Source organism: Viscerimonas tarda, from assembly GCF_054601255.1.
In genome coordinates, this window is record NZ_BAAHWV010000008.1 from 1 (window position 1) to 26,443 (window position 26,443).

A 26,443-nucleotide genomic window follows, 5' to 3' on the forward strand; every position below is an offset into this window, starting at 1 on the left:
TCATAGACATACTTTACTTGATACTTGTAAAAAGTACCGTTGATGAGCCTGATTTCCGTCAAAGGCTCCTTGAACTGTTGAATCCATTCCGGTAAATACATAATGCAACCTATTTAGGTAGCACAAAACTACAACAAAAAAGTGGAATATCCAAATGTTTATGCCACTTTTTTGCTAAAACTACCTAAATTTTTGCGGAGTTAGGGTTTAATGGCAAATTTTGTAAGAAGAAAGAAAATGCAAAAAGCAAGATAACTTAGAACTTGTACAACATTAATGAAATGACCATAATCAGCAGGGCCAATACCAGAACGAGTAATGTAAAAGAAAGTTCCACCTGTCCAAGTGAAGGTTATCGCCGTAACAATCCCCAAAGCCAGTAAAGTTTTGGGAAGATTTTCCTTTTCCAACCTAAAGGAGTAGGCCAACAAATACTTTAATTTCTCTTTCATCATGATTTTTTTTCCACAAAATACATCATTTATTTTGGTTCCGAAAGAATGGAATAAACAAATATCCGCTTTTTATGCACCAATTGATGAAAAGGAGGGATGAACGGCGCCAAGTGGAGACGTGGCACGCCACATCTCCACAAACCTTGAACCTTAAACCTTAAACTTCCGCGGATCGGCTCCCCACATCAGTTTTTCCCGCAGCGTTTCGTAAAAAGTATGCCCTACCCTTTTCACGACTTTAAGCGGATAGTGGCCTTTTTTTATTTCCAGCCGAGTACCCGTACTCAGTATATTCGACCGGCCATCCAGCGAAACAAGAAAATTCTGGTTACGGCTTTCAATATCAAGTGTTATCACCGAATCGTCGCCAATAACAAGCGGACGAGTGGTCAGGCTGTGTGGAGCAATCGCCGACAAGATAAAATTCGACGAATCGGGGGTCATAATAGGACCGCCCACACTGAGGGAATAGGCCGTAGAACCGGTTGGCGTAGCCACAATAAGGCCGTCAGCCTGATATGAGGTCAGGTATTCGCCGTTCACATGAGCGTGAATGGTTATCATCGAAGCCGAATCTTGCTTGAGTATAGCCACCTCGTTCAGGGCATAATTATAGCCCCGAAAAGCCTTACTCTCGGTCGAAAGCGTCAGTTGCGTCCTTTTCTCAACACGGTAGCGTCCGGCGACCAGGTCGGTGAGGGTCGATTCAATATCCTTATCCGAAATATCGGCCAAAAAACCGAGCCTGCCCGTATTGATTCCCAGAATAGGAATATCTTTTTTACCGACCAGCGAGGCTGTTTTCAGAAAAGTGCCATCGCCGCCGATACTCAAAGCAATATCAATGCTAAAATCGTCATTTTCAATCAGTCCGGCAAGTTTATACTCCAAATCGAAAGAAGTATGCAAGTAGTCATAAAATCTTTTCCGGATATAAATTTCCACCTCATTTTCGGAAAGAATATTGAAAATCTTCCCTATCTGTTCTGGTTGCTGATACCTGCTGCCGAATATTCCTATCTTCATACGGATGTTTTTTTTCTGAAATAGCTATTATTTATGAACGCATACAAATGTAAAAAGATTTAAGCGATTCCACTTTATAATTGCCTCCGAAAATTAGATGTTTAGTGTCTGTTTAAAGATTTATGCCAATTGTTTACCCCCAAATAGAAAAAAATGAGCTATCTTTGGCATCAATTTCGGCAACCAGGTAGAATAGGTTATCGTGGACGATACAGTTAACAGGATATGACTAAGTTAAGCGTAAATATTAATAAAATAGCCACTTTGCGTAATGCTCGCGGCGGAAGTGTACCCGATGTATTGAAAGTTGCTACCGATTGTGAACTATTCGGAGCCGATGGAATTACCGTACATCCAAGGCCGGACGAAAGGCATGTCCGTGTAAAAGACGTTTATGAACTGAAAGCGCGGGTAAAAAAGGAATTTAACATTGAAGGCTATCCCTCTCCCGATTTTATAAAATTGGTCAAAAGCGTAAGACCCACGCAGGTAACCCTTGTGCCGGACGCTCCCGATGCAATTACATCCAATACGGGATGGGATACGAAGCTACACAAAGATTTTCTGACGGAGGTAATCGACGACTTCAAATCGGCAGGCATTCGCACATCCATATTCGTTGGAACCGATTTGGAAATGATTGAATATGCCGCCAAAACAGGCGCCGACCGTATAGAACTCTATACCGAACCATACGCCGTCAATTACCCCAAAAATCCGGCAAAAGCCGTAGCTCCATTTGTAGAAGCCGCCAACCGCGCAAAAAAGTTGGGATTGGGCATAAATGCCGGCCACGATCTAAACCTCGATAATCTCAAGTATTTATACACAAATATTCCGTTTATAGATGAGGTGTCGATTGGGCACGCACTTATCAGCGATGCCTTGTATCTGGGCTTGGAGAAAACAATTGCAGCCTATAAAAACCGGTTGAAATTGGAAGCGCAAAATTGTGATTAGCTTTCAAAATTTGTACTTTAGCGGAGGATATACAATTTGGATTTGGCGACACAATGGGCACAATAAGTTGTGATTAGCTTTCAAATTCTTTCGATATTTCATTTATTTATCTATATTTGCAGAACAATTTATAAGTAGAAAGTTTGTATTTAGTAAAGAGTCTTAAAGGGTTTATCATTGCATCGGGTAAATTTATAAATTCAAAAAGAGGTCATACCGTGTCAATCTTGGATGAATTTGATTTAGATTTATCTCTTGGAGGTCTTGTGTATTCTTCTGTCGGAGAAGGCAGGAAGAATATGGGTAGCGACTTTATGGCTGTAAGAAACGACTTTAGAAAAGTAACCGAACAAGCTAAATTAAAAACCTCGTCAAAAAATAAAGAGTAATCCGACAAGAATTCTTACCATATACCAAAACTTCAGGCAGATCTATGGACGAAATTTCAAAAGACAAAATAGTAAGTATCGCGGGAACAATTGGGGTTCATGTGCTTATTCTTGTTCTGTTGTTGCTTTACGTCATAAGGCCCAGTTCCGACCACCGGTGGACGGAACCGCTGGAAGGTGTTCCGGTGATGTTTGGCAATGTACCCGATGCCTTTGGCGATAACGAAGCTTTGGGAAGGGGAAACAATGCAAATACTACGACCGATACCGAAGCAGAGGCGCCCAACGAAGCAGTTGCCCCTCAGCAACAGGCCGTTGCAAGTCCTGCTACGGACAACAATGCGGTGGCAACACAGGATTTGGAGGAATCTGTCGCCGTGAAAGAGGCCAGGAAAGCCGCCGAAGAGAAAAAACAGCAAGAAGCTATTTTGGCCGAACGCGAAAAGGCGGCAAAAGCGGAAGCCGAACGAAAAGCCGCATTGGAAGCCGAAGAAAAGCGAAATATCAACAGCCAGATGGCCGGACTTTTTGGCGATGGAACGGGTGATGGCAGCCGGGGAAACACCTCTGGAACAGGAACGCAAGGTGTTCCGACCGGTAATGCGAGTTATGGAAATACATCCGGCGTTGGAGGTTGGGGAAGTTACGACCTTGGCGGACGCGGCGTAGGCCGGGGAGGATTAGTTAAGCCATCCTATACGGCAAACGATTACGGCACAGTGGTGGTCGATATTATTGTTGATCCTCAGGGAAATGTAGTGGAGGCCACACTCGGACGGGGGACAAACACAACAAGTACTTCGTTGAAAAATGAAGGATTGAGAGCTGCTAAAACTACCAAATTCAATCCGGTAAGCAAAGCGGGCAACCAAAAAGGAACAATTACCTACAAGTTTAATTTGAATTAGGGGAGTTATGAATTTGTAGAGACGTGGCACGCCACGTCTCTACAAACTTTAAACTTAAAAAGATATGAAAGAAGTATATATATTCCTGACAACCGGCTTTGAAGAAATTGAGGCGATTGGAACTATCGACATTCTGCGCCGTGGCGGCATAAACATTCAATCGGTCTCGCTCGAAAGCAGTACACAAGTGGCCAGTAGCCGCAAAGTAAGGGTTATTGCCGATTTACTGTTTGACGAAGTTGATTTTTCTCAGGCCGAAATGCTGATTATACCCGGAGGAACAGTCCGTTTCAACGAACACGAGGGTTTGAAAAAACAAGTACTCGCCTTTGCGCAAGCCGGTGGAAAAGTAGCTGCTATTTGTGCCGCGCCGGTGGTTTTAGGTGGCTTGGGCCTGCTCAGGGGGAAGAAAGCAACATCCTATCCGGGTTATGAATCCTACTTGGAAGGAGCTGAATTTGTAGAAACACCGGTTGTGGTGGACGGAAATATCATCACAGGTCGCGGCCCCGGATTCACAATGGACTTTGCCCTGAAACTGGTCGAAATTCTTCAGGGGAAAGCCAAAAGCGACGAGGTGGCTAAAAACCTGTTGTTGAAATAAGAATTTACTTATTCCACCCGCTGCACCTTGCCCAAAGCCACATAACAAATATACCCGCTGATTTTTTGGTAGCCCATTTTGCCGATTAGCGACATGTAGTATTTCAGTTGCTTGTGGTATTTCTTGTTTTCTTTTTCACCGAATTTATAGTCGATAACCACCACTTCGCCGTCTTTCAGCATTACTCTGTCGGGGCGAAGAAAGGATCCGTTGGGTTGCAATATCTCCACCTCGTTCAACACCTTGTACTTGCCTGAGTACCATTCCAGCACGGCTTCGCGCGATAAGAATTGAGAAAGGGTGTTCCGCATGTCCGACTTTTCCGCCTCGGTGATGTCGCCCGAAATATGGTACAACTCCAGTACCTCCTCCAAATTATTGGCTGTATCAACTTTACTTATTATTTCGTGCATAAGCGTTCCGTACTCGCGCTGCCCGCTGCCCGAAAAGAAATACTTGTTGTTGAGCTTCAACTTGAGCCTGTCGTCGAACGGGATACTCGAAAGCGCTCCCAGAGCAATTTCTCCCGCATTCGATTTCTTTTCACCGGAGGGAGGACGGTATTCTTTTCCCAATTCAAAAACGGACGATTCCTCGTCGAAATTCTTGCTCAGGTCAATGTATTCTTTTCCCTTATCCGGCGCCAATGAGGTATTAAAAGATGTCCATAGCAAGGAGGAAATATTTGTTACTTTTTCGTTCTTGGGTTTGGGCGAAAAGGCAATCAGTTCTTTCTTGGCGCGGGTAAAAGCCACATACAAAATATTCAGGTTGTCGATAAAAGCATGAAGCTGTTCTTCAAAATATTCGTACTCAAAGATGGTGTTCTTTAGCTTTTTGGAATATTTTACCGGCGCCAAACTCAAGCGGTTAAAGGGTTCGATTGAGGGTTGGCACCACAGAATGGTAGTCAGCTTGTGGTCGGTATCCCAGTTGCAGAACGGAATCAGCACCACTTCAAAGCCCAATCCTTTCGATTTGTGGATGGTCATGATGCGGATGGCATCCTGTCCGTCTGGCGTGAAAATGGTTTTTGACGACCCCGACTCTTCCCACCAACGCAAAAACGCATCCAAATCGGACGAATGCCTGACCGTGAAATCGAGCGCCATATCAAGAAACGACTGGATATAAATATTTTCTTTTTTATCCATCGCCTCACGGAACAAATCGAAAATGCCCTCTGTCATTTCGTAAAGAGGCAACTCCCTTATTTTATCCAGTTTGCGGATGATCTCTCCGGGGAAATCGACCAAAATCGAAAAATGTTTCTGTATAGCGGCATCGGTAGGCAGTTGCTCCTGCGTTTTGTAGTATTCGTAGATGGCGAGGGAGCGCAAAGAAGCATCCGCCGGATTCCACAAATATTTCAACAACGAAACAATGAGCTTGATACTCTGTGCATTGCGGATATACAACGCTTCATCCGAAATAATATCGTACTTGTACTTCGATTCGGGATGCGAGCCTTTGTATTCCAGCAGGGTGTTGGCTACGTCTTCGCCTTCCCTTTTTGTCCTCACAAGCACAGCTATATCCTTCAGCCGGTAGCCTTTATCCTGCAATTCCTCTACCATTCCGGGCAGTTGCTGAAGTGCATACGATTGCCAATCGGGATGTTCACCGGTATCCACAAACTCAATTCGGACATGCCCGTCTTGCTTGTTTTTCTTCGCCGGCGTATGCTGATACACCCCCGAATAAGCCGTTTCTATTTTGTTCGACAAGCGGTTGATTCGCTCATCGCCTGTCTCTTGCCTGTCGCTGTTAAATTCGGCCTGCAAAATGCGGGACGAGGTGGTGAACACTGCATTATTAAAGTCGATAATATGTGCCGAGCTACGCCAGTTCGTACCCAGCGACTTATGCGCTATGTTCTTTTTGCCGAAGTCTATATCCAATTGTTCCTCAAGCAGTTTCCAATCAGAATTGCGCCATCGGTAGATACTTTGCTTCACATCCCCCACTATCAGGTTGTTGTTTCCGGCTGCCATGCTGTTTTTTATCAGGGGGTAGAAATTCGTCCATTGCATCCCCGACGTGTCCTGAAACTCGTCAATCATGTAATGGTCGATGTAGGTTCCCGTTTTTTCATAAATAAAAGGCGAATCGGTTCCCTGAATGATTTTATTCAGCAGCTCGGTGGTATCCGAAATAAGCATGATGTTGTTTTCGGCGGTGTATTCCCTGATTTTTTTATCCACATCGCTCAGTATCCCCAGCGTAAAATAATAGCGGTTTATCTCGCAGGCCGTTTGATAGAGGGTCGAATTTTGGTAATGCGCGCTGATTTGGCCGATGCATTCGTTCAGTCCGGCGTTGTAGGCTTCCTCTATTTTATTTCGGGTAACGCCGTCTGTTTTTCCGGTGTACCAGTTATCTATATTGCCGGACAGATTTGTAAACGTGGCGGTTGGCTCCTTTATTTCGCCGTTTGCCCACTTCAGGAATTGAGCGAAAGGCGACCGGCTTCCTCCTTTAAAATCATCGGCGTGCAAATCGAAGCGTGTCATCAGGTTCAAGCCTTTTTCGCCGAATTGCTGCGATGTTTTTTCAAAATCGCGGATGATGATTGCCAGCATCTCCTTGTAATCGTCCAAAAATTCTTTATTGGCAATATCGCGCTGCAATCCGTCGCTAAACGCTTTGTAGCTCTCCTTGAATATCTCGGACGACAACGATTGTATGTCGTTGCGGATATTCCATGTTTCGCCGTTTTCTATTTTTTCTTCCGAAAAGCGGATCAGCCAATTCAGCAATTGTTTGTTTTCTTTCCGTTCCAAATCGTAAAGCATGGAATCAATCGCTTCACCGAGTACCTTGTTTGAATCCAATTCAATACTGTACCCGCCTCCAATCCCTATCTCACGAGCAAAAGCCCGCATTGTTTGCTGAAAAAACCGATCGATCGTGCTGATGGAGAAAGCCGAATAATCGTGGAGTATATTGATGAGCGTTCTGCGCGCTTGCTCCCGTATCTGTTCTTCATTTTTCGCCTGCTCCTTCACTAAATCACTCAGGTAATCGGAGGATTTTCCGGTAGCCAGGTTTGCCAGTTCTTCAATGATACGGCTTTTCATCTCGTCCGTGGCCTTGTTGGTGAACGTTACGGCAAGTATGCGCCGGTAAGCGCCCGGAGACGAAAAAAGCAGGCGCAGGAATTCGCCCGTCAGTTGGTGCGTTTTTCCCGAACCGGCAGACGCCCTGTAAACAATCAGGTTTTGGATGTCAGATAATTCTTGATTTGGCATATCCTTCTTTTTGCAGCAATTCCAGCGCCTTGTTACGGAAATCGCCTTGGATAATTATTTCACCCTCTTTCGCCGAGCCGCCCACGCCACATTTCACCTTCAAAAACTTCCCCAAGTCTTCGAGGTCTTCGGTGGCGCCGATAAATCCGGTAATCAGCGTTACCGCTTTGCCTTTGCGGTTGCGTTTATCCAGCGATATGCGGAGCAACTGCTTTTCCTTGGGCAAAGTTTCGGCAGACTGTTCGTCCTCCGATTCGTAGCCAAAATTGGGGTTGGTAGAATATACAATATTCAGCCGGTCTTTCCAGTCGTTATTTTTCATGCGCTATTTTCTAAAAAATTGTTTTACAAAGATAGGTTTTTAAATTGATACACGCACTCCTCCTTGTTTCCCATATAGGGCAAACGCATGAAAAATTTTACGGCTTATGCCTTTCTGTAAGGTTGCTGATTGGGCCGGAGATTTGACTACGTCGATTTTCAATTCTCGCTACGCTCGAAATGACAGTCTCTTTTTAGGAGAGGGGAGGAAGAAGCGGCGGCTTCGCCGCCGCTTCCTCATCCCTTAAACCACTAACAGGCGAGTCATTCCAACCAAAGGGAGGAATCTCATCCGTAATAGCGCTAGTAAAATTTTTCAAGGTTTGCTCTGCTCCTAAGGGTTATGTAAATGAGAGTTTTCCAGTATTTTTATATCTTTATCTGTTAAAATCCAATATGATAACAAATATCAAAATAGAAAATTTTAAGAAACTAGAAAGTATATCATTTCCGCTATCTTTTTCAGTAGTGATTATCGGCCCTAATAACTCTGGTAAATCAACAATTTTTCAAGCATTATGTCTGTGGGAAATAGGTGTTAAAGGTTATATTGCTGCTTATCAGAAAAATGATTTGAATAAACAAGGTGCAGTAACAATAAATAGACGAGATTTATTAACCAGTCCGATTTCTGATGCCAGATTTTTATGGAAAGGGAAAAAAGTTACTCAACTAATTAATTTAGTGGACATAAAAGATATTCCCGCAGAAATTACAGAAAAATTGGATGCCATTTACGAAATATTGAAATAGAAGATGCCCCATTGTCGAGAAAAAAGTATATTATAGTAAAGAAAAAAGGCTAAGAATACACCTTTTTGCGAATATTTGTCTATCAATGATGGTGATTCATATTCAGCAAAATCATATATTTGCACTTGATTTTTAAACTTAATAAAAACAGAAATACTATGGCCGAAAAATTCGGAAAAACGTGGTGGGGCGAGCATTGGTTGCGCTCGCTGGAGAACGTGGATTACGATAATCGCCTGCCGCGAGGAGCTTCTTATGCACGAAGCGGCCATGTGGAGAGTATAGGAATAAAAAATAACCAAATAGCGGCCAAGGTATCAGGAAGCCGTCCGAGACCATATAAAGTCGCGATTATTGTACCGCCTTTTTTCGATGAACAGATTGAACGGTTGATGGATAAAATCATCGAACAACCTGCTCTCATTTCCAAGCTGCTCAATCGTGAACTTGACCCTGCCCTGCTGGATATTGCCGAATCAGTTGGCTTGAAAGTGTTCCCCAAACAATGGACGGATTTTAAGATGCAATGCTCGTGTCCCGATTGGGCAGTGCCCTGCAAACATTTAGCATCGGTCATATACATGCTGAGCCGCGAAATCGACAACAATCCCTTTTTGGTTTTTGGCATCCACAACGTTAATTTGATGGACGAATTGAAAAAACGCGGCATTTTTATTGCCGACCGGCAGAAAACTGAAATTCCTACACTCGAAAGCCTGCTGAAACTACAGCTCTCTCCCAAGCCCGCCTCAAAAGGGAAAGGAGATGCTCCCTCTCCTCAGGGAAGGGCTGGGGAGGGGCGTCAGAGTTTGGACTTTTCGCAGCTCCAAAATATTTCCGAGGCCTTGATACAACTTTTGCCCGATGCTCCACCTTTTTATCCTTCGGGCAATTTCCGCGAAAAATATGCCGATCAACTAATTCGTATAGCCAAAGAGGCCACGCGTATTCTCTCCAAAAGATTGGATTTTACAGCTATTTTCCCTCTTTCCGACAATCAATTATTAACCAACCGCTCTACGCTGAATTTAACACTTGACAACAATAACCAACTGCACATCAATGGCGAAAACCATAACATTGAGGATTTAAACAAACTGATTCCCGCTCTTTTCGTCTTGAATCCCGACCACTTACCCGACTTGGAGCCAAATGTGGTGGCGTTTTACAAAATTTTGCTCACATCTTTGCACTTACTGGCAAACGGAATGGTGATTCCGCAAATTGTTCAGTTGGAAAACAAACGCTTCATCATACGCTGGTTGCCGGCAAGCATGGATAACCGCGTGAAAACGATTGTCGAAAAGCTCTCCGAAATACTGCCCGGCAAGTTGTTGCTTACGAAGAAAATCGTGCGGAAAAATGAGCAGTTGGCAGCGGTAGAAAATCAAACAATCGAACTATTATCGTTGTTTATCGGCAATATACTAGCCCGTCTATCCCGATCGTCGAACAACGACTTATTCGAGGATCTATTTTTTAAAAATACCTCTTATGCTTTTGCCGGTGTGGGCGAAAATGCATTGAGTGGAGGTATAAAAGTATGGTTGGACAGATATTACCTGACTGCCGAAACCTACAAGCCGGTGATTACAGTCTCGGAACTACCCGATGAACAATTTGACGTGCAGATCAGCGTTGAAGATACTTCCGCTCCCGACCAGCTGCCCATCCCGCTGGAAAATATCCTGAAACAGAAGCAATACGAAAAGCAACGGTTTAAAATTTTACAGGGCGTATCATTGTTAACGCCGTTTATCCGTGGCTTGGACGCACATATCAATTTGGGCGGAAACACCCCTGTTCGCTTTGACAATAGCGAGTTTGCCCCTTTCCTGATGGAGGCGCTTCCGGCAGTACGTTTGCTCGACATCAAGATTTTACTACCCAAATCTTTGCAGGAATTGTTGCGCCCAAAAGTATCGGTGAAGCTAAAACGAACATCCGAAAGTCAGGGATTTGTACGTTTGGACGATTTATTGTCATTCGATTGGCAAGTAGCTGTCGGCGACAAAGTGATTTCGCCCGAAGAATTTAACAAATTGATGAAAAATGCCTCCCGGCTCTTCAAGTTCAAGGAAAACTACATTTATGTAAGCAATGCCGACATTGAGAAGTTGAACAAAGCTTTTTCGAGCAGTAAACCGCTCAATTCCTATCAATTACTGCAAACAGCATTGGCCGAAGAATACGAAGGAGCGCCCATTATACTTAGTGATGAAGTGCGCGATTTGATTAACGAACTGACCTCTAACGAGGACATTCCGCTTCCACAAGGTTTGAAGGCCCAGCTTCGCCCGTATCAACAGCGCGGTTTTTCGTGGATGTACCGCAACAGCCGTATCGGTTTCGGAAGCGTTATTGCCGACGATATGGGGTTGGGAAAAACATTGCAGGTTATTTCTATCCTGTTGAAATTCAAGGAAGAAAATGCTATTAATAAGAAACACAAGGCATTGGTGGTTGTGCCTACCGGCTTGTTAACCAATTGGCAGGCAGAGATTGGAAAATTTGCGCCATCGCTTTCGGCACATATCTATCATGGAACAGCGCGCAATTTGAAACAGTTCGATACCGACATCATGCTCACAACCTACGGCGTGCTTCGGAGCGATTTCGACCTGCTGAAAAAGCAGAAATGGCAAGTAATGATTATTGACGAAGCGCAAAACATTAAAAATCACGACACGGCACAGTCGAAGGCCGTCAAAAGCATTCCGGCAAACATCCACATAGCGATGAGCGGTACCCCGGTCGAAAACCGCTTGACCGAATTTTGGTCAATCATGGATTACACCAATAAAGGGTATTTGGGCAATGTAAAATCGTTTAAAGAAGATTATGCAAATCCAATTCAAGTGTTTAACGATGAACAGATTGTGTCTAAATTCCGGAAAATAACCGCGCCATTTATGATGCGCCGGATGAAATCGGACAAATCCATCATTTCCGACCTGCCCGACAAAATCGAACAGAATCAGTTTGCGCAACTCAGTAAACAGCAAGCAGCTTTGTATGAAAAGACCATGGAAGCGGCCATGAAGGAAATCGAAGGCATTGAGGCTAGCGACAGCCAAACGCTGTTTAAACGGCAAGGTTTGGTATTGCAAATGATATTGGCCTTGAAGCAAATATGCAACCACCCCACGCAATTTCTGAAAAACGGACAATTTGAGGCTGCCCTCTCGGGAAAAACAGAATTGCTCTTTGAATTACTCGACAGCATCAACGAAAGTGGTGAAAAGGTGTTGATATTCACACAGTTTACCGAGATGGGAGAATTACTGGAACGCTTTATTACCGAACGTTTTGGCGAAAAACCGATGTTTTATCATGGCGGGTGCAGCATCAAACAGCGCGAAGAGATGGTCAACCGCTTTCAGAACGGTCGCGCCGACAAGATTTTTATACTCTCGCTCAAAGCTGCCGGAACCGGTTTGAACCTGACCGCCGCCTCGCACGTTATTCATTACGACTTGTGGTGGAATCCCGCCGTCGAAAATCAGGCTACCGACCGCGCCTACCGCATCGGGCAAAAGAAAAACGTGATGGTACACCGCATGATTTGTAAAAATACCTTTGAAGAACGAATAGACGAGATGATACAAAAGAAAAAACACCTGGCCGAAATGACGGTAGCCAGTGGCGAAAACTGGATTGGCAAGCTAAGCAACAGGGAGCTGAGGGAGATATTTGAGTGAAATAGAATCAGATTCCCCCATCAATAATTCATCCCAAATTGCCAAAGCGGGACGATGTTGCCGTACCCAAATTCGATGTCGTCTTTCAGTATATATGCTTTTTTCAGGCCTTGAATCTGCTTTTGTCCTTTGGTTTTTCCTCCGACTTCAAATGTCATGTCTTCTATTTGGAAATCGGATGCGGGGGAGGCTATCACATCAAAGTTTACGCGCATTTGATTGAAGAAAAATGTTTCCCGGATATTACCGGTATTGGACATGTCTTTTGCCAGATTATAGATAAGATTGGTGTTGTCCAAATAGATTCTATCGACTTTTCCAAGCCCACGAATACCGCCTGTGGCATCCCGCAATTGGGCTATCAGTCCGGCTTCCTCAATGTAGAGGCAATAGTCGGCTATGTTGTTGCGGCTGGCGCCCAGCATCACCGCCAAATTGCTAAAGTTTGGCTTGAAAGGTGTACTTTTAGAAATAATGGCCATCAATTGCTTCAACTTTCGTCCGGTAGAAACATTCATGTCGGCATACAGCGGGATGTCCGATTCAAATGTCTGATTAACTATTTGTTGCAGGCGTAAATCATATTCATCCTCTATTGCAAAGGGGTAATATCCTTTTTTCAAATAATCGGCAAAAAGCGGCAGCGGGCGCTCAACTCCGGGTATTTTTACTTTATGCGCCACAATGTCCTGCAAGCTGTAAACATCGGTAGATATGTGATTGCACTACGATAGTGAGATTTATTCTATTTTTTGCACTATCATAGTGCAATTTTCGCTAATTTTCCTCAAACGAAGCCCATTATTTGCCCCGAAATATAGGAGAGGCTTGTCTCAAAAGAACGCAAATTACGCAAATTACGCAGATTACACAAATTTACGCAAATAAACCACTATATATTTTTCTTATTTAATTGAATTGCAAGAATAAATAAATTGCGATAATTCGCGTAATCTGCGTAATTTGCGTTCAAAAATACGTTCGAGACAACCCCTACAGTAGTGAATAACAACATTGAATAACAGCTTTGCACAACAGCAGTATATAGTCTGACACCTGCCCGGTGAGTGAATAACAACATTGAATAACAGCTTTGCACAACGGCCCCAATAAATTAACAATAACTTGCCGAAATTTTATACCCTAAGCATTTAATTTATCAAATATATATGTATCTTTGCAGGATAAAATGATTTCGTTAAAATACGGTAAGCTTATCCCGTTCAGTACAATAAGGCTTGGCAGAAGAGGTAAATCGCTGTTTGAAACTGAAATCGTTTAGAGCTAATAAAAATTTTCTGACTTTTGGGAACTTCTGTTCTTCATTTTATGGATTGAATTGTGTTCCCCTTTAAAATTTAATTAATCATTAATTCGGTATCACGAGAGATACCTCAATTTTTTTTCACCATGAAAACAGTTAAATTTCTTTTTCTTTTTCTTTTTTTACTGTCGGCCACGACTCAGGTAAAAGCCGAGTTAGAACCGAAAGTTGTCGGCTCAATTGTCGAAAGAGCTCAGGTAAACCAATTTACCTCAGGTAACTATTGGGGGTACCAGTACTACTCAACCGCAATAAGATTCGACCTTTCGGCATCCGACATCAATAATCTGGCGCTGAAAATGAGTGTTTATGTCGAAAATTTTGACAATCCCACCGACCTCACACCCATAACATCAGCCGGATTCGACCAGATAGAATTTGCCAGCGACTACAATATTACCGGCAGCGTAAAATATTTGGTATGGAAAATAAAAGCGTTAAACCTTCAGCCCGGATGGCAAGATATTACTTTGCCTTTCCCAACAGGTAACAACGCCGGAATCGACTTGTCCAAAATCAATTTCTTCCGGTTTTGCCTCGCCCAAATCTTCGCCAACCCGGGTGCGTTTCAAATTCGCATAAAGGACGTGAAGGTGGTCGATCTTTCTCAAATGATTGAACCGTCCGTTACTCCTCCGGTAGAATGGGAAACCGATCATTTGGTAAGCGATGTTCCTTTCACCATGGAGGGTACTTATAGCGCCGGTGGATTTGCTGTCGGCAAGAAGTTGGAACCTGCTATTGATGCATCCAAACACAATCCCGCAAAATTGGCTCTTCAGATGGACATTGATGTGGACGATTTGGACACTCCCGGAGATATTTCGATTTTGAGCAAAATTACCGGACAAGTAGAACTGACAAGCGGTGGCGGTCCCGACCAGCAAGAACTCAGCTGGGGAATCACCTCGCTGAATTGGAAACCCGGAAAAAGCACCTACACCCTTTACCTTTCTTCGGCCTCTGCCTCAAGTGTTGCCGGTTCTCCTCCCTTCAATCCGGGCAATATCAATTATATCCGCTTATATGGCAATGGCGCTGCTTTTGCCAGTTACACCGGACATTTGAAGATAAAAGTGGACAACGTAAAAATTATCGACCTGACCAACGAAACAAAATTGCCGACCCTGTTCAGCGACGGAATGATTTTCCAACAAAACAAGGATATAAATGTATGGGGCTATTCTCAGGCAGGAAAACCAATCAAGGTTGAGTTCTATAAGAACGATATTAAAATTGACGAAAAAGAAACCGTAACAGCCGAAAGCGGTAAATGGACAACAACATTCGCCCCATTGGCAGGTAGTTACGACAAATATAAACTGGTAGTATTGGAAGACGGAGTCCTTAAACAAACCGTCAACGACATCCTGATTGGTGAAGTATGGTTGGCAGCCGGTCAATCCAATATGGCTTACGGCGTTTCGGGAACACCTGACGCAGCAGAAGTGATTGCCGCCGCAAACAACAACAATATTCGCTTCTTCCTCGAACCCACATGGCCAACATCAAGCACCGTAATGCCTTACGAACCGGTGAATGACATACCCGGCGCATACTGGGGAGCCGGAGATGACCCGGCACAAGTAGGGAAATTTTCGGCTGTTGCCTACCACATGGCGCTCAATCTGCAACCGGAGTTGAAAGTTCCTATCGGTATTATAAATGCCGCAATCGGAGGTTCTGTTATCGAAGCATGGCTCCCGAGAGAAGAAGTAGAAGCCGATGCAAATCTGGTTTTTCAACTGAAGAGAAAAGGTTTATACTTCAACGAAGAATGGTGGGCAGACGGAGGAACAACACTGACTTGTATCTATAACCAAAAAGTGGCTCCTCTTGCCGGATACAACATCAAGGGAACAATCTGGTATCAGGGCGAAAGCAACAGTGGACGCGCCGATATATACGGCCTTGAATTGGATGCAATGCAAAGAGGTTACGAAAGATTGTTTGGCTTCACCAACAATGATATGCCGTTTATCTTCTCACAGGTTTGTCCGTGGTTGACCGATTTGGCTAATCCGCAATTCCTGGGATATTTGGCCGAAACCATGACAGACGCATGGAAACTGCATGAAAGCAACACAGCCATGCTTCCGTTGTATGACCTCGATTTGACTTACGATACCGACCCCATCCATCCTATCAATAAAACACCTGTGGGTAAACGATTTGCAGTTGCCGCTAAAAACCTGGTTTATGGCGATGGACAAAAAGAATACACCGCACCTGTTTTCGAAAGCCTGAGTGTTGCCGACAACAAGGTAACCGTGAAATTCAGCCACGTAGGCGATGGTTTGCAAGGAATTGATGGAGCTACCGACATACATGGTTTTGCTATCAGCCGCAGTGATGGTGTTTATGTGAATGCCAAAGCAAAAATTGTTTCAAAAGACGAAGTAGAAGTTTGGAACGACCGGATTACCGACCCCGTAAACGTTACTTATGCTTTTGCAACTTTCAATACAAACTCCAACTTGGCCAATTCGACAGGAATTCCGGCTTCGCCATTCAGAACAAACAAAGCTGCCACCGGTCAAAAATATTTCAATGCACAGGATTGGACGTATGCCGATGCTGATGTTTGGGGCGGATACAACAATGGCACAAAAGATGTGATTGGATTTATGGAGACATGGAAAAAGGGAACTGTATCGGGTCAGACAGCTACTGTTAAGTGTAGTTACGACGAAGCGAATAAAACAGAAGGAAAAGCATCGCTGAAAGTAGATTATACACCCGATAAGCTCGGTATTGCTTCGGTAACCCCTGTTTTGACTAATTTAACGGTACTCAAACAATTCGATAACTTCAAAACAATTTCGGTTGACATATTGAACCCCGATGACAGAGATAAAGAGTTGGAATTATTCCTCAAAGGCTCAAGCGCTACTCTTTACAGAGCTCCGATTGCCGACCAGAAGGCGACAAGCAACCTGAATACCAAAGTGAAACTTAAAGCCGGCGCCGGATTTACTACATTCACTTTCGATATAAGCAGGTTTGTGGTTACCAACGGTAACGTTATCACTACTCAGTCAACTATAAACACTACATTGAAGTCGTTAACAAATTTGCAATTTACAATCAATGACACTCAAGCCGGAACAATTCAGCTCGACAACATCCTCTTCGGATTGGAAATGAAAGACGAATTGGGTATTGAGGGTGCAAAAAACGATAATTCGCAGATAAGTATTGGCCTTTTGAACCAAACAATTACGGTAAACAGCACGAACGAATTGATCAGGAAAATTGATGTTCTTGATTTGCAAGGAAGGGTAATCAGCTCAACCAGCCCCAATCAATCGTCTGTTGCGTTTAAAGCGCCAACACAAGACACCATTGTGATTGTGAAAGTACAAACCGCAAATGCTCAAAAAACCGAGAAATTAATCCTCAAATAAAAAGCAGGACTGTTTCATAAGCACGCAGGTAACGCAGATTATTATAATGATAATCTGCGTTATTTTTGTTTAAAAGGGAACAGAAAGGGGGGCAAACGCATGAAAAATTTAGTACTACTGTTACGAATGAGATTCCTCCCTAAGCCCCCCACCCCCCGTAGGGGGGATTTCAAAAGCCTCCCCTACGGGGAGGTTTGGAGGGGCTTCGCCGCCACGTCCTCATCCCTTAAACCACTAACAGGCGTGTCATTCCGACCAAAGGGAGGAATCTCCTGCTCATATCAGCAACTTTACCGAAAGGCATAAGCAGTAAAATTTTTCATGCGTTTGCCCTAGAACAGCAAGAACGCAAATTGCGCAGATTACACAAATTATATATTGTTTGAAATCAGTCAATTCATAAAATTATTTGCGTAAATTCGCATAATTTGCGCAATTTGCGTTCTTATATAGTTGCCTCAATAGTGCGTATGTAAAGACTGAGAGGTTCTGCAATGCACAGGGTTTTGCTCCATGCTCGGGAGATTGCGGGTCGGAGCCCGCAATGACAGCGACAGAAAAAAATCATCATCATATAACAAACTCCGTCCCATGCGGGACTAAACACAAAAAAACGCAAAACCCTATCGGCTATGCGTTTAAATATATCAGATAACTTGTAATGACTATTTTACTATCCGGTTGGTTTTTGTATCGGGAAAGATAACCCAGGGTTTGAAGGTCTTGGCTTCTTCAAAATCCAGAATGGCATACGAGATGATGATGATAACATCTCCGGGCTGTGCCTTGCGGGCTGCCGCTCCATTCATGCAGACCATTCCCGAACCGCGTTCGCCTTTTATAACATAGGTTTCCAGGCGTTCGCCGTTGTTATTATTCACGATATACACCTTTTCGCCTTCGATAATATTGGCGGCATCCATCAACTCCTCGTCAACGGTAATGCTCCCTATGTAGTGAAGGTTGGCTTCCGTTACAGTAACCCTGTGTATTTTTGATTTAAGAACTTCTATTTTCATATCTTTCTTAATTTCGATTGAAGTATGTTATGTTATCAATCAACCTTACATCTCCGCAAAAAACAGCAATGCATCCAACAGCATACTTAGTATCGCTCCAATTATCAATTGGTTGAAGCGTATGTCCATCCACAATATCGTAATATTCTACTTTCAAATCCTCTTCCTTGTTTATCGAAGAAGTTACCTCATCAATTGTTTCCCTCACACTCAACGAACCGGTATATGCCAGGCTTTTTTTCAGCGAGGCATATATTTTTGCCGCTGTTACTTTCTGTGCCGGAGACAGCCTTTCGTTGCGGCTACTCATCGCCAAACCGCTTTCGGCCCTCAATATCGGCATTCCTGTAATTGTAACAGGCAAATCCAACTGCTTCAGCATTTCGCGGATGATGGCCAACTGCTGAAAATCCTTTTCTCCAAAATAAGCCCTGTCGGGTTTCACAATATCGAACAATCGGCTAACCACTTGAGCCACACCGTTAAAATGACCAACACGATGCTCCCCTTCCATCACTTTATCCAGCAATCCGAAATCGAATTGACGGGTATCCGGCTCGGGATATATCTCTTTTTCGCTTGGTGCAAAAACTACATCCACGCCTGCTTCTCCCAACAACTGCGCATCACGCTCCAGTGTCCTCGGATATTTTTGGTAATCGTTCTTATCGTTAAACTGAGTGGGATTTACAAATATGCTTACCACGCAAACATCATTGTCTTCGAGGCATTTTTTCACAAGCGACAGATGTCCCTGGTGCAAAGCGCCCATAGTTGGAACAAAACCAATAGACTTCTTTGGCTGCGTTGACGAAAACAAAACATTCTGCAAATCGGCGACTGTGCGAACTAAAAGCATCTTATTTTTCTTTCAATAATCCTGCCGGACTAAATTTTCGGCAAAGGTAAACATTTTATATGAATTAAGAATTGATTTCTGTATTTTGTTCAGAGCAAACGCATGAAAAAAGTCCGAATAGACTAAGGCTGAAAGCCTTAGCCTTACAGCTATACCCTACAAGCAGGCTCTAACATTCCCTAGGGGCATGACCCGTCTCTACCCCCATCTCAACGCAAACGAAGAAATGTCGGCTGAATAACAAATCCAAGCCTGAGCCGGTGCCTGTACTGTTTATACGACAGCATATTTTCGCCATAACCGTTGTAATATTCCATAAACAGGTATTGGTTTTCGTGCTTAAACAGCCTGTACGAAAAATTTACCACCACATTGGTGTCGAAGAAATGCCCCGCCCTTTTTGTGAGTAAAAGACCTACTTTATATTTCTCCCTGTTTCTATATTCCATCGAAAATTGTCCCCAGCCTTTGTAGCTTACAATATCTCTGTTGTTGCCTCCATCGACCAATGGAATCCACAACTTCGCGCGTCCCGACCAGTGATCGTCTAATACGATAAGCGCTGTGGCGCTTATTTTGTTCCAGCTGCGCGAATCGTCCCCCGCCCGCCCGTTCGATTCGTGTTCGAGCTGAAAATCAATTGTACCCAGAAAACGGTTTTTATAGGCAAGCGCCTTACCCAGCCCGATTGTGGGATTGTAGTTAATATCGCCAAACGGAAACGATTCGCGGTAAATATCCCAATAGGCCAGTTGGGTATAGGTCAGGAAGAGGTATGTTTTCAGCGGAAGCACACTATTGGTCATGCGTTGCATAAAGCTTATCTGAAATTTCGCATCCGAATTGTAACGGGTAGGCTTCGTAAACAAACTGGTTCCCGTTACCACATAATTGTCTTTGTAGATGCCAAAAGATGGCAAATCATCATATACCTGAACAATACTGTCGGCATTGTTCAATGTTGGTACCGGCTTAAAAACAAGCGTAAAAACTTCTTCAGCCCGTTTTTTGATTTCACGCGACAACCGGATCGTGTCTTCCGGCAGAACGCCCTCAGCATCAACCCCCGAGTTCTGGGCAAAAATACCTGCCGTAAAGTAACAGCCGAACAGCAACAAAACAACTACTTTTTTCATATATATCTCAGAAACTGTTAAATCCTGGTCAATCTGGTCAAAACTTCGTATGCAACGGGACAAGTTTCGGCATTTTTTACCGTCAGTTTATAAATCTGGCTAAACTTTTTCCTGCCGGTATGAGGATATTCCCTGCACGCTTTTGGCCTGTATTCGTATATCGAACAATAATTATCGGGCAACAGGAACGGGCAAGGCATTGTTTTGAATACATAATCCTTGTCTTCGTCAATCCGCAAGTAGGTTTCAACTACCGCCGAGGGCTTCATTTTCAAGGCTTTCGACATGCGTTCTATGTCCTTGTCGTAAATTGCCGGGCCTAAAGTGCGGCAACAATTGGCACATTCAAGGCAGTCTATCGCCTCCGAAACTTCCTCGTGCAGGCCGTGCACAACAGCATCCGCTTTTTCCAGGCTGTTCTTATTTTTTTTATAATACAGTAAAAAATAAGGACGCGCTTTTTCTGCCAGAATTTTCAGGTTCTCATATTTCCCTTTCATCAGCGCGTGTTATTTCCCCTGCCAACGGAATCCTCATCCTTATCACAATGTCTTCTTTCGAATAATTATGGCCAATTAAAAACATCATCTTGGTAATGGCGGCTTCCACCGTGGTATCGAGGCCGCTTATCACTCCGGCTTTCAGCAATTCCCGTCCGGTTCCGTAGCGTTGCATCTCAACGGTTCCCATCGCACATTGAGTAACGTTGACGATGATAATTCCTCTTTTTACAGCCTCTTTTATCGCATCAATAAACCAGGGAGCCTGTGGCGCATTACCCGATCCGTAAGTTTCGAGGACAACGCCCCGAATGCCTTTTATCCCCAAAATCGTTTCAACTGTTTTCCGATCAATACCCGGAAATAATTTCAGGATAACAATGCGGGGATCCATGTAATAATGGAACTTTTCTTTCCTGTCGTTGATTGGCAAGATATACTTCCGGTCGTAGCAAATATGTATTCCCGACTTGGCCATATCGGGATAATTGTATGATTGGAAGGCATTAAAATTATCGGCATTCGCCTTAGTCGTGCGATTTCCCCTGAACAGATAGTTCTGAAAAAAGATGCAAACTTCGGGCGCTATCGGGTTGCCGGCAGCATCTTTATCGGCGGCTATTTCCATGGCGGTTATTAAATTTTCCTTGGCGTCAGTCCGCAATTTGCCTATGGGCAGTTGTGCGCCGGTCAGTATAACCGGTTTTTTCAGGTTCTCGAGCATAAAACTCAGCGCCGAAGCCGTAAAAGCCATCGTATCGGTTCCGTGCAGAATAACGAAGCCATCGTGTGTATGGTAATTATCCTCAATGATTTTCACCAGTTTCTGCCAATGCACGGGCGATACGTCCGACGAGTCGATAACCGGGTCGAAAACAAGCGTATCAACGGAAAATTTCAGGCGTTGAAGTTCGGGCAAATGGCTGGTGAGATGCGAAAAGTTGAATGTTTCGAGACAACCGGTTTCGCTATTTTCAATCATGCCGATTGTTCCGCCGGTATATATCAACAATATATTTGCATTCGCATCTATCATAACCCCAAGTAGCCCTCTCCCGTTAGAAAAACTTTTTCACAAAAGTATATAGATTATGTGAGAAATGAGGAATGAAAAGGGAAAAATATTACCCCCTCCAAGCTCCCCCGAAGGAGGAGGCTTTAAAGTGAAACTGCTTCAAAAGTCTTTTTCTGAGTTTGTCATTGCAGGCTCCGACCCACAATCTCCTAACAGTCAGATAATGTTATTGGGAGATTCCGTGTCAAGCACAGAATGACAGCCGTTTTTAGTAGAATATATGTGCTTTCATATTTGAAAATATTATCTTATCTTTGGCTATGAATAGCGCCTAAATTATGGAATTAGCGGACATAAATATATATCGTATGACACATATTGAGAATATTCCTCATATTCTCCAATATGGCATTACTCATAAAAATTCACTTAATGCTAATTCTGATTACATAACTATCGGCGATAAAAGTTTAATTGATACTAGAAGCGCCAAGCAAATACATATAGAAGAAGGGGAAACAATTATTCTAGGCAATTTTATCCCTTTCTATTTTGGAATTAGAATGCCAATGCTCTTCTACGTTATGCAACATGGTGGAAATTTTGTTGAAAAAGCCACTCCTGCTGAAGATATTGTTTACTTAGTTTGTGCAATAAGAAAAATTATAGACTCAGATAAAACATATTTTTTTTCTGATGGACATGCAACAGATAGCCTTACAACATTCTATGACAAAAGCAAAGTAAGGGAATTACCCAATATAATAGATTGGGATGCGATTAAAGCTCGTTATTGGTCGGGAAATGAAAATTTAATTCTCAAATGTAAAAAGCAAGCAGAATTTTTAGTACAGGAGGATTTACCTCCCGATTATATTATTGGATTTGTGTGCTATAATGAGGAAACAAAAGAGAAATTAATGACAATGGGCATTGTAAATGAAAAGATAAGAATAAGAAATCAAGCTTATTACTAAAATAATTGGATATGATACAGTATATTACAGGAGATATTATGGAAAGTCATGCACAAGCATTGGTTAATACTGTCAATACCATGGGAGTGATGGGCAAAGGCATTGCTTTGCAATTTAAGAAAGCATATCCTAATAATTTCAAAGCCTATAATGAAGCGTGTAAAAGAAACGAAATCTCGGTGGGAAAACTATTTGTTACACATGACAGCAATTTAAGTTCAGGTGATAAAATCATTGTCAATTTTCCAACAAAAAAGGATTGGCGAAAGCCATCGGAATATAGTTTTATCGAAGAAGGGCTCAACGATTTTATCAGAATATTAGAAGTAAATCGGATAAAAAGTGTAGCTATTCCGCCGCTTGGGGCTGGAAATGGCGGTTTGGAATGGGAAAAAGTGAAGAAAATTATTGAACAAAAATTGGGACAACTTGATATTGAAATTTATGTTTATGAACCAACAATTCAAATTAAGGAATATTTGAAAAAAGAGCGAGTTAAACTCACTGATGCTAGAGCATTATTGCTATACGTCCTTTACGATTTAGTACGAAATGGCGAATATGTTTCAGAATTTTCCAGTGAGAAAGTTTGCTATTTCCTACAAAAATTTGGTGGCGAAAAATATTTAAAGCTCAAATTTGAACCTAATTTTTATGGCCCTTATTCGGGTAAAGTGCGGTATATATTAAATGTTTTGAACGGAAGTTATATAATGGGTTATAGCGATATGAATAAAAAACCGTTTGACCCATTGACAGTTGTTGCAGATGGATATGAGACTGTTAGAAATCATGTTGAAAATACAAAAGAACTTTTTTCTATTGCCAATACTACAACGAATTTTTTAAATGGTTTTTATTCTGATTTTGCACTTGAACTTTTATCCTCTGTTGGGTATATAATTGACCAGAATAAAACATTCGACCCGCAAATTATAGACCAAAAGTTAGGTGAATGGAACGATAGAAAACGTAGCTTATTTTCAAATCTCAAATACATTGATTTATCGGTTAGTCATATTCAAGAATACAAACAGAGAATGCAAAATAACATCTAAGGCTGCCTCCACTTAAATTGAGACAGCCCTATTTTGAACTTTGAAACCTATTTCAATCTATCCAAAACACTCTCCGCCACCGTAAAGGCTGTGCCGTGCCTTATGCCTTTGGGCAAGGAGACCGAATCCGACACATCTTCCCAATTAATCATATCCTTCGAGCGGATGGCTCCATATACGTGGTTGCGGTATTTATCGAAATAAACATATACATATTCGCCTACTTGCAAGGGTGTTGGCCCTTCTGCCCAATAATCGCCGGTGATAGGTTTTGATACCCTTACCGGAAAATTGTATGGTTTATTGTTTGAGGTAATCCGTATGTTTTTTTCGGGCGGATTGGAGTTTTCATTTTTCACAAACAGATAATAGGTATTCCCCTTTTGCAAAATAGCGCCGTCAATCACGCTGAAATCGGGGTCGAAGAACACCTTTGTTTCGCTGAAGGTTTTAAAATCCTTTGTCGTTACATAAAACTGCCGGTGATTCAAGCCTTTTTCACTGTCCGAAACCGGCACCTCTTTGAAATATCCGGGGACTGTTGACGACCAGAAAATATAAAAGGTTTTGTCGGCTTTATCGTAGAACAGTTCGGGAGCCCAGGTATTTTTGGCGCCCTCGAATTTTTCCATCAGCGGAATATTTTTTTGCTCCGACCAGTTTTTCAAATCTTTCGACGAGGCATAGCCTATCCCCTGATCCCACCAGCCGCTTGTCCACACCATGTGAAAAACGCCTTCTTCGTCCTGAACAATGCTGGGGTCGCGCATCAACTTATCCTTGCCCACTTCCGGCTTCAGAAAAGACGAATCATTGTTCAAGGCCGTCCAGTTCAGGCCATCGTAGCTGTATGCCAAGTGTAAGCCATCGGCGCTGCCACCCTTGAAATAAGAGAATAAATAGACTTGCTTTGTTTCCCCTAATTCATTCTTCTTCTGCGCCTTGGTTTGGCACGAGCAGAGGAGCGCCAATACAAAAAATAGACTTATCAACTGTTTCATATCTTTTCCCATTTGTCTGAATTATTATTGAATTTCGATTGTAACAAGCGATTTTGCCGGTAGTTTCAATGTCAGTTTATTGTTCCTGAATGTAGCGTCCTTAAAATCGACTAACTTCACAACTTCCTTATTTTCAAAGGTATTGTGTGAATCGGTTTGGGGAGCTGTGATTATGTTACCCGCGAGCAACTTTCCGTTTTGTATGCCCCTCACATCGCACGAAACTTCTATGGCATTTTCGGGGTCGATGTTCACAAACGACAGGTGTATTTTATTGTTGGCATCCTTCGAGGCCGACACCGAAACGGCATCTATCTTTTTGCCTTTGTGCTCATAAAGCGGCGCATTCAATTGCACGGGCAGCATGGTTGCATCCTGATGCACTTTGTACATATCGAAAACATGATAGGTGGGGGTCAGCAGCATCTCATCGCCCTCGGTAAGGAACAATGCCTGCAAAACGTTGACCAGCTGAGCAATATTAGCCACCCTCACCCGGTCGCAATGCTTGTGAAAAATATTCAGAATGGTTCCTGCGAGCAAAGCATCCCGCAATGTATTTTGCTGATACAAAAAGCCCGGATTGGTTCCTTTCTCCACATTGTACCAGGCGCCCCATTCATCCACCACCAAGGCAACCCGTTTGTTAGGGTCGTAAATATCCATAATGGCCGAATGGCGTTTTACCAAATTATCCATCTGGTATCCGTTTGCCAACAGCGAAAAGTAATCGTCGGCGCTAAAGCCTGTCGCTTCGCCCTTGTTGTTCCACGAATAAGTCAGTGTGTAGTTATGAAGCGAGATGCCGCCCATCATGTTATTCGGAATGTTTTTCATCGCGGTAGTCATCCAGTTGTAATCGTCCACATTGGGGCCGCCTGCTATCCTGTACAGCTTATTGTCGCCGTAATTGCGGCAGTAGGTTGCATAACGGCGGAAGTTTTCGGCATAGCCTTCGGGGGTCATATTACCGCCGCATCCCCAGTTTTCGTTACCAACGCCCCACAATTTCACTTTCCAGGGCTTTTCGCGTCCATTCTTTTTCCGAAGGTTCGACATCGGACTTTCGCCGTCGAAAGTGATGTACTCCACCCATTTCGACATTTCTTCCACCGTGCCGCTACCCATATTTCCACAGATATAGGGCTCAGTACCCAATTCCTCGCACAAATTCAGGAACTCGTGGGTGCCAAAACTATTGTCCTCTACCACTCCGCCCCAATGCGTATTAACCATTTTCGGACGTTCAGCCCTCTGGCCTATGCCGTCCATCCAGTGGTATTCATCGGCAAAACAGCCTCCCGGCCACCGGAGATTGGGTATTTTGATGTGCTTCAAGGCGTCAATAATGTCTTTACGCACGCCATTCACATTCGGTATATGGGACTCTTCGCCGACCCACAGCCCGCCATAAATACAATGGCCCAGGTGTTCGGAAAAATGCCCGTAAACATTTTTATCTATTTTGTATGTCCCCTGATCGACATTCACTACGGCATCCACCTTTTTCTGCGAAAAAGCAAAAATACTGACAATAAACGATAAATTTAAGATGATTAGTTTTTTCATGCTATTTACAATTTTAAGATTTCAACAAACTGATTCACAATACAATAAAAAAGACATATTCCCCCACGAGAATAAGTGTACATTTATACACTTACAAACATAAGAAATATATCTTATTCTTCCTAATATTTGTGGATTTTTTCGCGAATTACCCAATTTGTGGGATGGTAAATTCCGAACGCAAATTACGCAGATTACGCAAATAATTTT

20 protein-coding genes and 2 pseudogenes are annotated in these 26,443 nt (G+C 43.1%); 9 read left to right on the plus strand and 13 right to left on the minus strand.

Translation table 11 applies throughout. From position 1 onward, the window contains the following. Positions 1-200: 200 nt before the first annotated feature. Together ACYPWY_RS04935 and ACYPWY_RS04940 are read right to left on the minus strand one after the other, a co-directional pair. On the minus strand, positions 201-455 hold the full coding sequence (locus ACYPWY_RS04935) for a hypothetical protein (RefSeq protein WP_459684322.1): 255 nt from the start codon (positions 453-455) through the stop codon (positions 201-203). Positions 456-605: 150 nt separating this feature from the next. After that, positions 606-1,481, minus strand: coding sequence for an NAD kinase (locus tag ACYPWY_RS04940; protein ID WP_459684323.1), 876 nt, complete (start codon positions 1,479-1,481; stop codon positions 606-608). Between the two features lie 225 nt (positions 1,482-1,706). On the opposite strand from ACYPWY_RS04940, the gene ACYPWY_RS04945 reads away from it, so the two are divergent. From ACYPWY_RS04945 to ACYPWY_RS04960, 4 genes are all read left to right on the plus strand, one after another. Further along, positions 1,707-2,441, plus strand: coding sequence for a pyridoxine 5'-phosphate synthase (locus ACYPWY_RS04945; RefSeq protein ID WP_459684324.1), 735 nt, complete (start codon positions 1,707-1,709; stop codon positions 2,439-2,441). Positions 2,442-2,584: 143 nt separating this feature from the next. After that, the gene (locus tag ACYPWY_RS04950) at positions 2,585-2,830 is read left to right on the plus strand and encodes a hypothetical protein (RefSeq protein ID WP_459684325.1); all 246 of its coding nucleotides are present in this window, start codon (positions 2,585-2,587) and stop codon (positions 2,828-2,830) included. 44 nt (positions 2,831-2,874) lie between these two features. Beyond that, positions 2,875-3,738, plus strand: a complete 864-nt coding sequence (locus ACYPWY_RS04955; RefSeq protein WP_459684326.1) for an energy transducer TonB family protein — start codon at positions 2,875-2,877, stop codon at positions 3,736-3,738. 64 nt (positions 3,739-3,802) lie between these two features. After that, on the plus strand, positions 3,803-4,342 hold the full coding sequence (locus ACYPWY_RS04960) for a DJ-1 family glyoxalase III (protein WP_459684327.1): 540 nt from the start codon (positions 3,803-3,805) through the stop codon (positions 4,340-4,342). A gap of 8 nt (positions 4,343-4,350) precedes the next feature. Here the strand turns inward: ACYPWY_RS04960 and ACYPWY_RS04965 are convergent, their stop codons facing one another. From ACYPWY_RS04965 to ACYPWY_RS04975, 3 genes are all read right to left on the minus strand, one after another. Beyond that, entirely contained in the window at positions 4,351-7,593 is a 3,243-nt protein-coding gene (locus ACYPWY_RS04965; RefSeq protein WP_459684328.1) for a UvrD-helicase domain-containing protein, read from the minus strand. Continuing rightward, positions 7,571-7,915 carry a translation initiation factor gene (locus ACYPWY_RS04970; protein ID WP_459684329.1) on the minus strand — a complete coding sequence of 115 codons (345 nt, stop codon included), beginning with the start codon at positions 7,913-7,915 and terminating at the stop codon, positions 7,571-7,573. Before ACYPWY_RS04970 ends, ACYPWY_RS04965 begins: the two co-directional genes overlap by 23 nt. A gap of 193 nt (positions 7,916-8,108) precedes the next feature. Then, a complete protein-coding gene (locus ACYPWY_RS04975) occupies positions 8,109-8,234 on the minus strand; it encodes a hypothetical protein (protein ID WP_459684330.1) in 126 nt (41 codons plus the stop codon). Between the two features lie 76 nt (positions 8,235-8,310). Here ACYPWY_RS04975 and ACYPWY_RS04980 point away from each other — a divergent pair, with 76 nt between their 5' ends. Beyond that, on the plus strand, positions 8,311-8,667 hold the full coding sequence (locus ACYPWY_RS04980; RefSeq protein WP_459684331.1) for an AAA family ATPase: 357 nt from the start codon (positions 8,311-8,313) through the stop codon (positions 8,665-8,667). A 158-nt stretch (positions 8,668-8,825) separates the two neighbouring features. Further along, the gene (locus ACYPWY_RS04985; protein ID WP_459684332.1) at positions 8,826-12,368 is read left to right on the plus strand and encodes an SNF2-related protein; all 3,543 of its coding nucleotides are present in this window, start codon (positions 8,826-8,828) and stop codon (positions 12,366-12,368) included. A gap of 20 nt (positions 12,369-12,388) precedes the next feature. On the opposite strand, the pseudogene ACYPWY_RS04990 reads toward ACYPWY_RS04985, so the two are convergent. After that, positions 12,389-13,090: pseudogene (locus ACYPWY_RS04990) on the minus strand (ATP-binding protein); the annotation flags it as partial. A gap of 688 nt (positions 13,091-13,778) precedes the next feature. Here ACYPWY_RS04990 and ACYPWY_RS04995 point away from each other — a divergent pair. Then, positions 13,779-17,099: a sialate O-acetylesterase gene (locus tag ACYPWY_RS04995; RefSeq protein WP_459684333.1), complete on the plus strand. Its 3,321-nt coding sequence runs from the start codon at positions 13,779-13,781 to the stop codon at positions 17,097-17,099. Between the two features lie 665 nt (positions 17,100-17,764). Here ACYPWY_RS04995 and panD read toward each other — a convergent pair. From panD to ACYPWY_RS05020, 5 genes are all read right to left on the minus strand, one after another. Next, on the minus strand, positions 17,765-18,118 hold the full coding sequence (gene panD / locus ACYPWY_RS05000; protein ID WP_459684334.1) for an aspartate 1-decarboxylase: 354 nt from the start codon (positions 18,116-18,118) through the stop codon (positions 17,765-17,767). Between the two features lie 7 nt (positions 18,119-18,125). After that, positions 18,126-18,977, minus strand: coding sequence for a pantoate--beta-alanine ligase (gene panC / locus ACYPWY_RS05005; protein WP_459684335.1), 852 nt, complete (start codon positions 18,975-18,977; stop codon positions 18,126-18,128). 209 nt (positions 18,978-19,186) lie between these two features. Next, positions 19,187-20,113, minus strand: a complete 927-nt coding sequence (locus tag ACYPWY_RS05010) for a phospholipase A (protein WP_459684336.1) — start codon at positions 20,111-20,113, stop codon at positions 19,187-19,189. A 17-nt stretch (positions 20,114-20,130) separates the two neighbouring features. Next, positions 20,131-20,613: a YkgJ family cysteine cluster protein gene (locus ACYPWY_RS05015; RefSeq protein ID WP_459684337.1), complete on the minus strand. Its 483-nt coding sequence runs from the start codon at positions 20,611-20,613 to the stop codon at positions 20,131-20,133. Next, complete coding sequence (locus ACYPWY_RS05020) at positions 20,597-21,649, minus strand: asparaginase (protein WP_459684338.1); 1,053 nt, start codon at positions 21,647-21,649, stop codon at positions 20,597-20,599. The genes ACYPWY_RS05015 and ACYPWY_RS05020 overlap by 17 nt, the downstream gene beginning before the upstream one ends. A 317-nt stretch (positions 21,650-21,966) precedes the next feature. Here ACYPWY_RS05020 and darT point away from each other — a divergent pair, with 317 nt between their 5' ends. Then, a complete protein-coding gene (darT, locus tag ACYPWY_RS05025) occupies positions 21,967-22,605 on the plus strand; it encodes a type II toxin-antitoxin system toxin DNA ADP-ribosyl transferase DarT (RefSeq protein ID WP_459684339.1) in 639 nt (212 codons plus the stop codon). Between the two features lie 11 nt (positions 22,606-22,616). Then, positions 22,617-23,663, plus strand: a complete 1,047-nt coding sequence (darG, locus tag ACYPWY_RS05030; protein WP_459684340.1) for a type II toxin-antitoxin system antitoxin DNA ADP-ribosyl glycohydrolase DarG — start codon at positions 22,617-22,619, stop codon at positions 23,661-23,663. A 53-nt stretch (positions 23,664-23,716) separates the two neighbouring features. On the opposite strand, the pseudogene ACYPWY_RS05035 reads toward darG, so the two are convergent. After that, positions 23,717-24,664 (minus strand): annotated as a pseudogene (locus ACYPWY_RS05035) (glycoside hydrolase family 43 protein); the annotation flags it as partial. Between the two features lie 24 nt (positions 24,665-24,688). Beyond that, a complete protein-coding gene (locus ACYPWY_RS05040) occupies positions 24,689-26,233 on the minus strand; it encodes an alpha-N-arabinofuranosidase (protein WP_459684341.1) in 1,545 nt (514 codons plus the stop codon). Between the last annotated feature and the right edge of the window lie 210 nt (positions 26,234-26,443).

Bases quoted from the DNA above. Each gene is read 5' to 3' on its own strand.
- ACYPWY_RS04935 (WP_459684322.1), bottom strand. From the start codon at position 455: ATGATGAAAGAGAAATTAAAGTATTTGTTGGCCTACTCCTTTAGGTTG.
- ACYPWY_RS04940 (WP_459684323.1), bottom strand. From the start codon at position 1,481: ATGAAGATAGGAATATTCGGCAGCAGGTATCAGCAACCAGAACAGATA.
- ACYPWY_RS04945 (WP_459684324.1), top strand. From the start codon at position 1,707: ATGACTAAGTTAAGCGTAAATATTAATAAAATAGCCACTTTGCGTAAT.
- ACYPWY_RS04955 (WP_459684326.1), top strand. From the start codon at position 2,875: ATGGACGAAATTTCAAAAGACAAAATAGTAAGTATCGCGGGAACAATT.
- ACYPWY_RS04960 (WP_459684327.1), top strand. From the start codon at position 3,803: ATGAAAGAAGTATATATATTCCTGACAACCGGCTTTGAAGAAATTGAG.
- ACYPWY_RS04965 (WP_459684328.1), bottom strand. From the start codon at position 7,593: ATGCCAAATCAAGAATTATCTGACATCCAAAACCTGATTGTTTACAGG.
- ACYPWY_RS04970 (WP_459684329.1), bottom strand. From the start codon at position 7,915: ATGAAAAATAACGACTGGAAAGACCGGCTGAATATTGTATATTCTACC.
- ACYPWY_RS04980 (WP_459684331.1), top strand. From the start codon at position 8,311: ATGATAACAAATATCAAAATAGAAAATTTTAAGAAACTAGAAAGTATA.
- ACYPWY_RS04985 (WP_459684332.1), top strand. From the start codon at position 8,826: ATGGCCGAAAAATTCGGAAAAACGTGGTGGGGCGAGCATTGGTTGCGC.
- ACYPWY_RS04995 (WP_459684333.1), top strand. From the start codon at position 13,779: ATGAAAACAGTTAAATTTCTTTTTCTTTTTCTTTTTTTACTGTCGGCC.
- panD (WP_459684334.1), bottom strand. From the start codon at position 18,118: ATGAAAATAGAAGTTCTTAAATCAAAAATACACAGGGTTACTGTAACG.
- panC (WP_459684335.1), bottom strand. From the start codon at position 18,977: ATGCTTTTAGTTCGCACAGTCGCCGATTTGCAGAATGTTTTGTTTTCG.
- ACYPWY_RS05010 (WP_459684336.1), bottom strand. From the start codon at position 20,113: ATGAAAAAAGTAGTTGTTTTGTTGCTGTTCGGCTGTTACTTTACGGCA.
- ACYPWY_RS05015 (WP_459684337.1), bottom strand. From the start codon at position 20,613: ATGAAAGGGAAATATGAGAACCTGAAAATTCTGGCAGAAAAAGCGCGT.
- ACYPWY_RS05020 (WP_459684338.1), bottom strand. From the start codon at position 21,649: ATGATAGATGCGAATGCAAATATATTGTTGATATATACCGGCGGAACA.
- darT (WP_459684339.1), top strand. From the start codon at position 21,967: ATGGAATTAGCGGACATAAATATATATCGTATGACACATATTGAGAAT.
- darG (WP_459684340.1), top strand. From the start codon at position 22,617: ATGATACAGTATATTACAGGAGATATTATGGAAAGTCATGCACAAGCA.
- ACYPWY_RS05040 (WP_459684341.1), bottom strand. From the start codon at position 26,233: ATGAAAAAACTAATCATCTTAAATTTATCGTTTATTGTCAGTATTTTT.